We start from the raw sequence: 12,131 nt of genomic DNA on the forward strand, positions 1-12,131 counted from the left end.
TCGGTCGTCGGTATTTCAATACCAACGTACCAGGAGCGGTAAACAAATACCGTAGGCTGGGGACATGGTCCGCATCCCCCTGACACCGGAACAGATCGAGGCAGGCTGCCGACTCGGCGCCCTCTTGCGTTCCCAGCGCGCCGGCCGCGACCCGGAAGCCGTTGCGCGACAAGCCGGTATCTCGCCGGAAACCCTCCGCAAGATCGAGGTGGGGAGGATACCGAGTCCGAGCTTCGGGACCGTCGTGGCCATCTGCGACGCCATCGACCTGCCGATTCAGGTCGCGGTCGAGGTCTGGCGAAACGGTCCGGCAACGTCGGTCGCAATGTAGTCAGGTCGCAGCCACTCCGCTGACAGCGCTCTGCCCGTTACCTGACAGGTCCTCGAGCGCTGTCAGTATGTGGGCGAGCGCTGTCAGTGTGTGGGCGAGCGCTGTCAGTGGGTGAGCGAGCGCTGTCAGTCCTTGGTGATCGCCGCGAGGAACATGGCGTCGGTGCCGTGGATGTGCGGCCACAGCTGCATGTGCGGACCGTCGCCGACGTTGTCGGCACCGACCAGCGGACGCGCGTCGAGTTGCCGGGCACCGTCGACGGACGCGACGACCTCGTCGACCACACCGGTGGTCTCGGCGGGATGCGGTGAGCAGGTCGAGTAGACGACGATGCCTCCGGGCCGGACCAGCCGCAGCGCCTCGTTGAGCAAGTCCTTCTGCAGCGCAACGAGTTCCGGCACATCACTCGGCTGCCGACGCCAGCGCGCCTCGGGGCGACGACGCAACGAGCCCAAGCCGGTGCACGGGGCGTCGAGCAGGATGCGGTCGAAGCCGACAGCCAACCCGGTGTGTTCGACGATGCCGCGGGCGTCGGCCACATGCACGTCGACGGGCAGGTCGCGCACCACCCCACGGATCAGGTCGGCGCGGTGGGCGCTGACCTCGATGGCGTCGAGGTGGGCGTTGTCGATGTCGGCGATCGCGCCGATCAACGCGGCCTTGCCACCCGGTCCGGCGCACATGTCCAGCCAGCGTCCGCCGTCCTCGCCGATGTCGGCGACGGTGACCGCGCGGGCGACGAGCTGGCTGCCCTCGTCCTGTACACCGGCGTATCCCTGCCGGATGGCCTCGACGTCGCCCGGGTCGCCACCGGGGAGGTAGACGCAGTACGGCGAATAGCGACCGACCTCTCCCCCGCTGGTCAACGCCAACTCCTCGGCGGTGATGAAGCCCGGCCGGGCGACCAGATGCACCGGCGGGCGCTCGTCGTCAGCGGCCAACGCCGCCTGCAACTGCCCGTACGACCCGCCGAGCGCGTCGAAGAACACCTCCGCGATCCACCGCGGATGTGCGTAGCGAAACGCGAGATTGCCGAGCAGATCCTCGCTCATCGGCGGGGCGAGTTCGTCGGTCCACAGATCTTCGTCGCGTTGGGACACCTTGCGCAACACCGCATTGACGAATCCGGCCGGACCCTGCCCGTCCTCCGCACGCACCAGGTCGACCGATGTCGACACCGCCGCGTGTGCACCGATGCGGGTGCGCAACAGCTGATAGGTTCCCAGCCGCAGCACGTCGAGGAGCTTGCCGTCGATCTCGGCGACCGAACGTCCGGCAGCCGCGGCGATCACCGCGTCGAGAAGCCCCTGGGCGCGCGCGGTCCCGTAGGTCAGTTCGGTGGCCAGGGCGGCATCCCGCCCACTGATATGACGCTCACGCAACAACTTCGGTAACAGGAGGTTCGCGTAGGCGTCGCGTTCGCGCACCGCGCGTAATACGTCGCGGGCGGTGACGCGGACCGGGTCGACGGCCTTGTCACGGATCTTGGGATCGCCGCGGCCATCGCGGCCCGGCCCGGTGCGTCGCTGCTGTGCCCGAGGCTGCCCGCCGCGTCCGCGGCCCTGATCGCCGTACCGGTCTCCGCGCGGTCTGCTCACCCGAACACACTCCCCTCATCCAGTCGCGCGCCGCGCGCCCAATCGGTGGCCGGCATCGGCTTCTTGCCGGGTGCCTGGACCAGCCCGAGCCGCACCGGCGCGGTGGCGGTGCCCACGTAGACGGCCTTCTTGGTCAGGTGCACGGCCCCGGGAGCCAGCGCCTCGGGGGCCTGCGGATCGCCGGCAGTCAGGGCCACCGGACCGAGTTTCAGCCGCACGTCGCCGAGCGTCGTCCAGGGTCCCGGCGCCGGTGTGTGCGCACGTATCCGACGGTCCACGATGTGCGCGGGCAGATCCCATCGCACCGCCGCATCATCGACCTCGACCTTGGGGGCGTGGCTGATCCCGTCGGCGGGCTGCGGTTGCGGCACCAGCCGGCCCGCCTCGATCCCGCTGAGTGTGTCGGCGAGCAGGCCGGCGCCCGCCTCCGCCAGCCGGTCCAGGAGGTCGCCGCTGGTGTCGGTGGCGCGGATGGTCTCGGTGAGCACGCCGTACACCGGTCCGGTGTCGAGGCCCTTCTCCAGTCGGAACGTGCTGGCGCCGGTGGTCTCGTCGCCGGCGGCGATGGCGGCCTGCACCGGGGCCGCGCCACGCCACGCCGGCAGCACCGAGAAGTGCAGATTGATCCACCCGTGGGTGGGCAGTTCCAGCAACGCCGGCGGGACCAGTCCCCCGTAGGCGACGACGGCGCCCACCTCGGGGGCCCACTGCGCGAGGGTGTCGGCGACCTCCGGCTCGGACAGGCGGCGCGGGGTGAGGACGGGAATCCCGTGCGTGTCGGCGAGTTCGGCGACCGGCGCGCGACGCACCTTGCGTCCGCGACCGGATACCGCGTCGGGACGGGCGATGACGCCGACGATCTCGTGAGCGGGATCATCGATCAGCCGCTGCAGTGACGGCACCGCCACCTGCGGCGTTCCCGCGAACACGATTCTCACGTGTCATTCCTCCTCATCGCCGGCACATCTGCTCACATCACAACTCATCCGATGGTAGGCGGGTCGACCTGAACGCGGATCGGTCCGGTCTGTCGCGCCGCGTTGCGATGGACCTGTGCGGCCGCCAGCGCACGTGCGAGGTCGCGGCCGTGACGCCGATCGGTGCGAACGAGGAGTCGCTCGATCTCCCCGAGGTCCTCCTCATCGCTACCGGGAGGTGGACGGACACCGTCGGGCAGCGGCACCGGTCCGAGCACGTCGGCCCCGGACGGAAGGTCCAGCAGGTCCATGAAGGTGTTCACCGACTCGGCGGGGCCGTCCACCGAGGCCATCGTGACGGCCGGCGGGAATCCCAGTTCGGTGCGGTGATCGAGTTCGGTGACCGCGAATCCGACCGGGTCCCAACGGATGACGGCCTGAACCGCGGGCAGCGACGAGTCGGCCACGATGACCAGCGCCCCACCGTCGCGTCGGGACCGCACCTGCGCACCGATGGCCAGCCACCTGCGCACGGCGTCCTCCCCGGCACGCAGATCGGCGCGGTCGAGTTGTGCCCAGGTGTCGAGGATCACCGCGGCTCCGTATCCACCCGGCGCCATCGGCTCGGCACCCGGCGTGGCCACGACGACCCGCTTGCCCGCGGGCACCTCGTCGATGACGGTGCTCCCGCCACTGGTCACGACGGGCACCCCGGCGAACGCGCGGCCCAACTCCTCTGCGGTGCGACGCGCCCCGAGGGTCAGGGCCCGCACCGCGGTGCCCCCACACTCCGGACAGCGAAACGACATCTCGGCACGCCCACACCATCGGCAGCTCAGGGCGCCGTGCGCGTCCATCTGAAGCGGACCGTGACACGCCCGGCACCGGGCGTGGGTGCGGCACTTGGCGCAGGCCACCGACGGGATGTATCCGCGTCGGGGAACGCTGAACAGTACCGGGGCACCCCCGGCGAGGGCCTTGCGCGCGGCCTCGAAGGCGACCGCCGGGATGCGGGCGGTCCGGGCCAGCGGGTCGCGGGCGATGCGGACGTCCTCGTCGGTGATGGCCTCCACGGCCGGACTGCGGTCGCGCACCACGGCGCGGTCGGCGACGAGGTCGTGGGCCCACCCGGACGAGACCAGTGCCTGGGCCTCCGCGGTCCGCGCGAAGCCACCGATGACCAGCCCGGCCTGCTCCTGATGGGCACGTAGCACCGCGACCTCCCGGGGATGCGGGTACGGGGCGCGGGGTTCGTTCAGGCTGTCGTCACCGTCGTCCCAGACCACGATCAGACCCAGGTCGTGGACGGGGGCGAAGATCGCCGATCGAGTGCCCAGCACGACGTCGGCGACGCCACGCCGCGCCGCCAGCCACCGGCGATATCGCGCGGTCGGCCCCAGGCCGGCCGACAACGTGACACAGCGGTCGCCGAGCAGGGGTTCGCACGCCGCCGCGACCCGATCGAGGTCACGTTGATCAGGCACCACCATCACCACTCCGCGGCCGGCGTCTGCGGTGATCGCGGCCAGGTCGGCGAGTCGTTGTGGCCACAGTTCCGCCGGAGCCGCCTGCCACACCGCACGCGGCACACCCGCGGCCAACGATTCGAGAAAAGACGCACCGGTGCGGTAGGTCGTCCAGTGACTCCGGTCGGGGACGACGATGGCGGTGGTCGGCGGTGGGCTCGGCTGCGCCTCGGTGCGCGCATGGCGTGGCGGCACGGCCAGCCGCAGCACGTCCGACATCGTTCCGGCGTACCGATCGGCCACCGCGCGTGCGAGGTGGCCGATCGGCTCGGTGAGTACCGGCTCCGGGGACACCACCCGATCGAGGAATCCGAGCTTGCCCTCATGCTCGGACACCTCGACCCGCTCGAGCAGGAATCCGTCGACGAGGCGTCCGGCGAAACGTACCCGGACCCGCACGCCGGGTACGGCGTCGGCGTCCTGGTCGGTGTCGATCAGATAGTCGAACGGGCGATCGAGGTGCGCCAGGCCGAGCATCGGCAGCACTTTGGCGATCGGTGCCGTCGCGGCACGTTCACGAGCCCCGGCACGCGTGGTACCGGCCACGAATGTGCGTCAGAGACCGGCGGCGGCGCGCAGCTTCTCGGCGCGGTCGGTGCGCTCCCACGGCAGATCGACATCGGTGCGACCGAAATGTCCATATGCGGCGGTGGGACCGTAGATCGGACGCAGCAGATCCAGGTCGCGGATGATGGCCAGGGGACGCAGATCGAACACCTCGGAGATTGCTCGCTGGATCGTGGCCGGGTCGGTCTTCTCGGTGCCGAAGGTCTCCACGAACAACCCGACCGGCGCGGCCTTGCCGATGGCGTAGGCCACCTGGACCTCGATTCGGTCGGCCAGTCCGGCGGCGACGGCGTTCTTGGCGACCCAGCGCATCGCGTAGGCGGCGCTGCGGTCCACCTTCGACGGATCCTTGCCGGAGAAGGCGCCACCGCCGTGGCGGGCCATGCCACCGTAGGTGTCGACGATGATCTTGCGGCCGGTCAGTCCGGCGTCACCCATCGGTCCACCGAGGACGAACTTGCCGGTCGGATTGACCAGCAGTCGCACTTCGGAGGTGTCGAGGTCGGGCAGTTCGAGGTCGGCAAGGACGCTCTGGAGGACCTGTTCCCGCAGATCGGGGGTGAGCATCTTTTCGAGATCGATGTCGGCGGCGTGCTGGGTGGAGATGACCACGGTGTCCAGGCGGACCGGCTTGTCGCCCTTGTATTCGATGGTGACCTGGGTCTTGCCGTCGGGTCGCAGGTAGGGCAGCACACCGGACTTGCGGACCTCGGTCAGGCGCCGCGACAGCCGATGCGCGAGGGCGATCGGAACCGGCATGAGCTCGGGGGTCTCGTTGGTGGCGTACCCGAACATCAGACCCTGATCGCCGGCGCCCTGGGCGTCGATCTCGTCCTCGGAGATTCCGCTGCGGTTCTCGTGGGAATTGAACACCCCACCGGCGATGTCGGGTGACTGCGCGCCGATCGCGATGTTCACCCCGCAGGAGGCGCCGTCGAAGCCCTTGGTCGACGAGTCGTACCCGATCTCGAGAATCTTCGCGCGGACGATGCCGGGGATGTCGACGTAAGCGTCGGTGGTGACCTCACCGGCGACGTGCACCTGACCGGTGGTGACAAGCGTCTCCACCGCGACGCGGGCCTTGGGGTCGTCGGTGAGGATGGCGTCAAGGATCGAGTCGCTGATCGCGTCACAGATCTTGTCCGGGTGCCCCTCGGTGACGGACTCGCTGGTGAAAAGGCGTGACGCGCTGCTGGTCATCGGATCCTCTCGGGTCATGTCGGCGGTTCACCCCGACTGGCGGGGGCCCTCTCCGGTGGTGGTGTCAAAACTACTAGAGCGGTGTGACACGGGTGGTTCGGGTGTCAGGCGCCCGATCCATCAGGCACCAGCGAACGGACCGCGTCAAGAATCCGGCTCGCCATGAGTGTTTTCGATCCCGGCGGCAACGCCGTTTCCTCCCCCGTCGCCGCGAGCAGCCACCCGGTGTTGTCCTCGGTGCCGAAGGCCCTGCCATCGCCGACCGCGTTCACTACGAGCAGGTCGCAGCCCTTGCGCTTGAGTTTCGCACGTCCGTGGTCGAGGACGCCACCGGTCTCGTCGCCGGTCTCCGCGGCAAATCCGACGATGACCGTGTCGCCGGCGATGTCGCCGGCATCACGCGCCTGCACCAGACCGCGCAGGATGTCGGGATTGGTGGTCAGTTCGATGGGCGCGGGACCCTCGTCACCCTTCTTGATCTTCGACTCGTTCATCGTGACCGGGCGGAAGTCGGCGACGGCCGCGGCCATGATCACCACATCGGCGTCCGCGGCGCGCGTCGTCATCTCGTCGGCGAGCTCGCGGGCGGTGGAGATCGGCACGATCCGCACCGCGGGCGGCTCGCCCGCCCCCTTGGTGGAACCGGCGACGACGGTGACCGATGCGCCGCGTTGGGCTGCGGCACGCGCCAACGCGAAACCCTGCTTTCCGGAGCTGTGATTGCCCAAAAACCGCACCGGGTCGAGGGCCTCGCGGGTACCGCCGGCGCTGATGAGCACCCGCAGGCCGGTCAGATCGTAGGGCAACGCCTCGGCGCGATCGAGGAGCAGTTCACCGATGAGGGCGATCTCCTGCGGCTCGGGTAACCGGCCGGGACCGGAGTCGGTCCCGGTGAGGCGGCCCGACGCCGGGGTCATCACGACGTTGCCCCGGTCCCGCAGGGTCGCGACATTGGTCTGGGTGGCCGCGTGACGCCACATCTCGGTGTGCATCGCCGGTACGTAGAGCACCGGGCACGTGGCGACCAGCAGGGATGCGGTCAGCAGGTCGTCGGCGCGTCCGGCCACGGCACGCGCCATCAGGTCGGCTGTGGCCGGGGCGATGATCACCAGGTCGGCGTGCTGCCCGAGGCGGACGTGCTCGACCTCGTCGACCCGCTCGAACACCTCGGTGCTGACCGGGTTCCCGGACAGCGCCTCGAAGGTGGCGGCACCGACGAATTCCAGCGCGGCGCGCGTCGGGATCACCCGGACATCGTGCCCCGCCTCGGTGAAGTGGCGGATCAGCGAGCACACCTTGTAGGCGGCGATCCCGCCTCCGACGCCGATCAGGATGCGTTTGCGGCCCCGCGCAGTGAAACTGGTCGGGGCCGCGTCGGCCGTCGCTCCGGTCATCACCGGCGGCGAGCTCTACTCGCCCTCGGTGTGCTCGAGCAGGTCGGAGTGGATCTCACGCATCGCGATCGACAGCGGCTTCTCCTGCAGACCCGGCTCGACCAGCGGGCCGACGTACTCGAGGATGCCGTCACCGAGCTGGTTGTAGTAGTCGTTGATCTGCCGCGCCCGCTTGGCCGCGTAGATCACCAGCGCGTACTTCGACGACGCCCGCTCGAGCAGATCGTCGATGGGTGGATTGGTGATACCCAGCGGAGTGTCGTAGGCCGGTGCGTCGGCGATCTCGGTCATGTCGAAATTGGTCTGTGCGCTCACGCGAACTCCTGCCGTGGTGTGCGGATGTCGATCAGGCGGCCTGGTGCCGGGCGGTCCCGCTTCGGGGCGGCCCTACCGCGCTGGGTCTCTGGGTCCCGGACGGACGTGCCGCTCGGGGGTTGTCGGCGATCAGTGACTCGGTTCGGCACTCCGGTGCGACCCGGGATGCGTCTCCGGTCGATGCTGATCAGGCCCGACCAGCAAGGATACCAATTCATCGGCCGCGGAGTCGACTCGGGAGTTGACGATCACCTCGTCGAACTCGCCCTGCGCGGCCATCTCCGTCCGTGCGGTCGCCAGTCGGCGGTCGATCTGCTCGGGACTCTCGGTCCCGCGTCGGCGCAATCGGGCCTCGAGCTCGTCCCAGCTCGGCGGTGCCAGAAACACCAGCGTGGCCTCGGGCAGTCGTCGCCGGACGTTGCGGGCGCCGACAAGGTCGACCTCCAGCAGGACCGGCACACCGGAGGCCAGGGCCTGTTCCACGGGACGCAGCGGCGTCCCCGAACGCTGCAACCCGCCGTGGATGTCGGCCCACTCGAGCAGTTCGTCATCGGCGATCATCCGGTCGAACTCGGCGCGGCTGACGAATCGGTAGTCACGTCCGTCGACCTCGCCCGGTCGCGGGTCGCGGGTGGTGGCCGACACACTGAACCAGAGGTTCGGGACCGCGTCGCGGACCCGCGCGACCACCGTCGATTTCCCCACGGCAGAGGGGCCGACCAGAACAACCAGCCGACCCCTCGTACGTGTGGGTAGCGAACCCGTCACGCTGCCGTTCTCGGCGTCGTGACTCAGGAGCTGAACTTCTCGAGCAGCGCCTTGCGCTGACGATCACCGAGGCCACGCAGGCGGCGCGTCGGGGCGATCTCCAGCTCGGTCATGATCTCCTGTGCCTTGACCTTGCCCACCTTGGGCAGGGCCTCGAGCAGGGCAGAGACCTTCATCTTGCCCAGGATCTCGTCTTCTTCGGCGTCCTTGAGCACCTGCTTGAGGTCGGTGCCGCCACGCTTGAGGCGCTCTTTGAGCTCGGCGCGTACTCGGCGTGCGGCAGCAGCCTTCTCCAACGCAGCGGCGCGCTGCTCGTCTGTCAACTGGGGAAGCGCCACGGTTTCCTCCGTCTTTCGTTCTCGATCTGGACTGCACCGGCACCGTGTGGTGCCCGGTGGCGTGTGGCCGCTCGGCTCGGGTGCTCATCGGTCTCGATGACCAAGCACTCGCCGTAAGGGCGCGGCGAAAGCGACCGTACCCATCTGAGCAGGCATTTGCGAGGGCCACCCCGGGTTTGCGTCGCGGGGGCGATGCTGTAGGCGGCTCACGAATCGGCCGCGTGGCCGCGGCACGATCGTCGACAACGCTACCCCATCGCCGACGTACATCGTGCACATCACCGCAGGTGACGGGCCTGTCGTTCGGCGCGCGCGGCTGCCCGTCGCTTCTCCGGTTCTGTCGCGGCGACCATTGCGGTTGAGCCCCGTGTGACGTGTGGGACATCGACGGACGGGTCGAACTTTCTTCGGCCCGCCCAGCGTGTCGTGCGGCGATGCGACCTCGCATCGCGTGTCGGCGCCGTCGGTTACTGTCGGCACATGCGACGGTGCACCGGGCGAGAAACCAGTCGATCCCGCGCCCACACCCGGCCCGGGATCGGGTCACCGGGGTGAGCACCTGGGCCCTGCGGGTCGAGCGCTACCGTGACGACCTCGTCGACGCCGTCACCCAGGTCTACGGCGCGTCGTCGCGGCCCACCCTGATCCCCCGACTTCTCGGTACGGCCGAACGCGCCTTCGCGGCCCGATCCGCCGACCTTCGCGAACTCGACGAACGCCGACTTCTGCGACCCGACTGGCTCCAGCAACCCGACATGGTCGGCTACGCCGCGTACACCGAACGGTTCGCCGGCACCCTGGCCGATGTCGCCGACCGCGTCGGCCACCTCCGCGAACTCGGCGTCACCTATCTGCATCTGATGCCGCTGCTGGCGCCGCGTCCCGGTGACAACGACGGCGGATACGCAGTCGCCGATTACCGTCGCGTGCGTCCCGATCTCGGCACCACCGACGATCTCGCCGCTCTCGCCGCCATCCTGCGGGCGTCGGGGATCAGCCTCGTCGTCGACCTCGTGCTCAATCACGTGGCCCGCGAACACGAGTGGGCACGTGCGGCCGTCGCCGGCGACCCGCACTATCGTGACTACTTCCTCACCTTTCCCGACCGCGACGAGCCCGACCGCTACTCCGCGACGTTGCCGGAGGTCTTCCCCGATTTCGCCCCGGGGAACTTCACCTTCGACACCGAGATGAACCGGTGGGTGTGGACGACATTCCACTCCTGGCAGTGGGATCTCAACTGGGCCAACCCCGACGTGCTCGTCGAGTTCGCCGAGATCATTTTCTTCCTCGCCAACCTCGGCGTGGAGGTGGTGCGCCTGGACGCGATCGCCTTCCTCTGGAAGCGGATGGGCACCGACTGCCAGAATCAGCCCGAGGTCCACGCCATCACCCAGATCCTGCGCACACTGACCCATATGGTGGCTCCCGCTGTCGCGTTCAAGGCCGAGGCGATCGTCGGGCCCGCGCAGCTCGTCGCCTACCTGGGCGTGGGGCGACACGACGGACGGATCAGCGATCTCGCCTACCACAACTCGCTGATGGTGCAGATCTGGTCGATGATCGCCTGCGCCGACACCCGGCTGGCCGCGCACGCGCTCGGCAGTCTGCCGCCGGCGCCGGCGACCGGCACCTGGATCTGCTACGTCCGCTGTCACGACGACATCGGCTGGGCGATCGACGATGCCGATGCCGCGGCGGTCGGACTCGACGGCGCGGCACACCGGCGATTCCTCTCCGACTGGTACAGCGGGGAATTTCCGGAATCCCCCGCGGCGGGACTGGTATTCCAGGCCAACCCGCGCACCGGCGACCGCCGGATCAGCGGTACCGCGGCCGCTCTGACCGGCCTGCAGACCGCCATCGATGACGCCTCCGTCAACGCCGCTCTGGGCCGAATGTTCTTGATACACGCCATCATCTACGGGTGGGGCGGAATCCCGGTGATCTGGAGCGGCGACGAACTGGGCACGCCGAACGACGCGCACTGGGCCGCCGAACCCGGCCACGCCGACGACAACCGCTGGGCACATCGTCCGCGCCTCGATCCGGCGCGGCCGGCCCTGCGCGACGATACGACGACGGTCCCGGGGCGCTTGTTCGCCGGCCTCCGCCATCTGGGACGTATCCGTTCCTCGCTGCCGCACCTGCACGCACGAGTCCCCAGCGAGATCGCGTGGGCCGACGGACCGGTGCTGGTGACGCTGCGGCGCGCGCCGCTGGGGCCGATGATCTGCGTCTACAACGTGAGCGCTTGCACGGTGTCGTTCCCGGTCGAGGTGATCACCGGCCACGGATTCGCCCGGCCGTGGGATGTGATCTCCGACCGGGCGGTCACCGCCGACGCCGACGGGCTGCTCTGGTTGACGCCGTATGCGGCGTGGTGGGTCATCGAGACCGCACCAGAACCCGGCGTAGCGTGAGGCCCGTGGCGGCATACGAGCAGAGCGAATCCGAGCAGCGGGTGGTGAGCGCTTCCCGCGGCGTCGATGCCGACGCCGCGGCGATCTTCGAGCTCATCGCCGACCCGGCCCGGCAACCCGAATGGGATGGCAACGACAACCTCGCGCAGGCACCGACGGGTCAACGTGTCCGCGCCGTCGGGGATGTCTTCACCATGGAGCTCACCACGGGCGCGATCCGGGAGAACCGGGTCACCGAATTCGTGGAGGGCCGTCGCATCGCGTGGATGCCCAACGAACCCGGACAGGCCTGTCCCGGACACCTGTGGCGGTGGGAGCTCGATCCCCTGGCCGACGGGACGACGCGGGTCACCCACACCTATGACTGGACCCGACTGGATGACGAGAAGCGCCTGGTGCGGGCGCGGGCCACGACACCGGATAGGTTGGCTCAGTCCATCCGACGATTGGCCGCCATCGCCGAACAGGGTTCCGATCGTCGATAACCGGGGCATCGACCTATCACGCGGGCATCGTCATCGGTACCGCTGTCGAGCCGCGTAGGCGCTGACCTCGCGGCCGTCACCGAAATACCTCAGCTTCGTGACGCCGGGACGCATGTTCACACCCGTGTACACGTGCACCGCACCCGAGTCGCGAATTTCGCGGAGGAGATCTGGGTGGCGTGTCCCCCGTGAACCGGTCCGGGCTGTTCTAGAGTCCTGATTGCCCTGATGAGGGCGGAGAAGGGACGATAGGGATCATGTCAGGACGG

Annotated in this window: 11 protein-coding genes; 3 read left to right on the forward strand and 8 right to left on the reverse strand. The window is 69.2% G+C overall.

What is annotated here, in order from left to right:
• Positions 1–64 precede the first annotated feature (64 nt).
• Positions 65–331, forward strand: a complete 267-nt coding sequence (locus ACWETB_RS20195) for a helix-turn-helix domain-containing protein (protein WP_449742934.1) — start codon at positions 65–67, stop codon at positions 329–331.
• A gap of 125 nt (positions 332–456) precedes the next feature.
• Here ACWETB_RS20195 and ACWETB_RS20200 read toward each other — a convergent pair whose 3' ends face one another.
• The 8 genes from ACWETB_RS20200 to mihF form a co-directional block, all read right to left on the reverse strand.
• Positions 457–1,929: an RsmB/NOP family class I SAM-dependent RNA methyltransferase gene (locus tag ACWETB_RS20200; protein WP_452213197.1), complete on the reverse strand. Its 1,473-nt coding sequence runs from the start codon at positions 1,927–1,929 to the stop codon at positions 457–459.
• Positions 1,926–2,867, reverse strand: coding sequence for a methionyl-tRNA formyltransferase (gene fmt, locus ACWETB_RS20205; RefSeq protein ID WP_452213199.1), 942 nt, complete (start codon positions 2,865–2,867; stop codon positions 1,926–1,928). Before fmt ends, ACWETB_RS20200 begins: the two co-directional genes overlap by 4 nt.
• Before the next feature lie 44 nt (positions 2,868–2,911).
• Entirely contained in the window at positions 2,912–4,849 is a 1,938-nt protein-coding gene (locus tag ACWETB_RS20210; protein ID WP_452213212.1) for a primosomal protein N', read from the reverse strand.
• 78 nt (positions 4,850–4,927) lie between these two features.
• Positions 4,928–6,139: a methionine adenosyltransferase gene (gene metK, locus ACWETB_RS20215; RefSeq protein WP_452213201.1), complete on the reverse strand. Its 1,212-nt coding sequence runs from the start codon at positions 6,137–6,139 to the stop codon at positions 4,928–4,930.
• A gap of 104 nt (positions 6,140–6,243) precedes the next feature.
• A complete protein-coding gene (coaBC, locus tag ACWETB_RS20220) occupies positions 6,244–7,533 on the reverse strand; it encodes a bifunctional phosphopantothenoylcysteine decarboxylase/phosphopantothenate--cysteine ligase CoaBC (protein WP_452213203.1) in 1,290 nt (429 codons plus the stop codon).
• Between the two features lie 15 nt (positions 7,534–7,548).
• The gene (rpoZ, locus tag ACWETB_RS20225; protein WP_348803699.1) at positions 7,549–7,848 is read right to left on the reverse strand and encodes a DNA-directed RNA polymerase subunit omega; all 300 of its coding nucleotides are present in this window, start codon (positions 7,846–7,848) and stop codon (positions 7,549–7,551) included.
• A gap of 129 nt (positions 7,849–7,977) precedes the next feature.
• Positions 7,978–8,616 carry a guanylate kinase gene (gene gmk / locus ACWETB_RS20230; protein WP_449742939.1) on the reverse strand — a complete coding sequence of 213 codons (639 nt, stop codon included), beginning with the start codon at positions 8,614–8,616 and terminating at the stop codon, positions 7,978–7,980.
• A 23-nt stretch (positions 8,617–8,639) separates the two neighbouring features.
• Positions 8,640–8,954, reverse strand: a complete 315-nt coding sequence (mihF, locus tag ACWETB_RS20235) for an integration host factor, actinobacterial type (protein WP_020791706.1) — start codon at positions 8,952–8,954, stop codon at positions 8,640–8,642.
• A gap of 551 nt (positions 8,955–9,505) precedes the next feature.
• Here mihF and ACWETB_RS20240 point away from each other — a divergent pair.
• The gene (locus ACWETB_RS20240; protein WP_452213206.1) at positions 9,506–11,377 is read left to right on the forward strand and encodes an alpha-amylase family protein; all 1,872 of its coding nucleotides are present in this window, start codon (positions 9,506–9,508) and stop codon (positions 11,375–11,377) included.
• A gap of 41 nt (positions 11,378–11,418) precedes the next feature.
• The gene (locus tag ACWETB_RS20245) at positions 11,419–11,862 is read left to right on the forward strand and encodes an SRPBCC family protein (protein WP_452213214.1); all 444 of its coding nucleotides are present in this window, start codon (positions 11,419–11,421) and stop codon (positions 11,860–11,862) included.
• Positions 11,863–12,131: the final 269 nt, after the last annotated feature.

The organism is Gordonia sp. NPDC003950 (assembly GCF_053605205.1).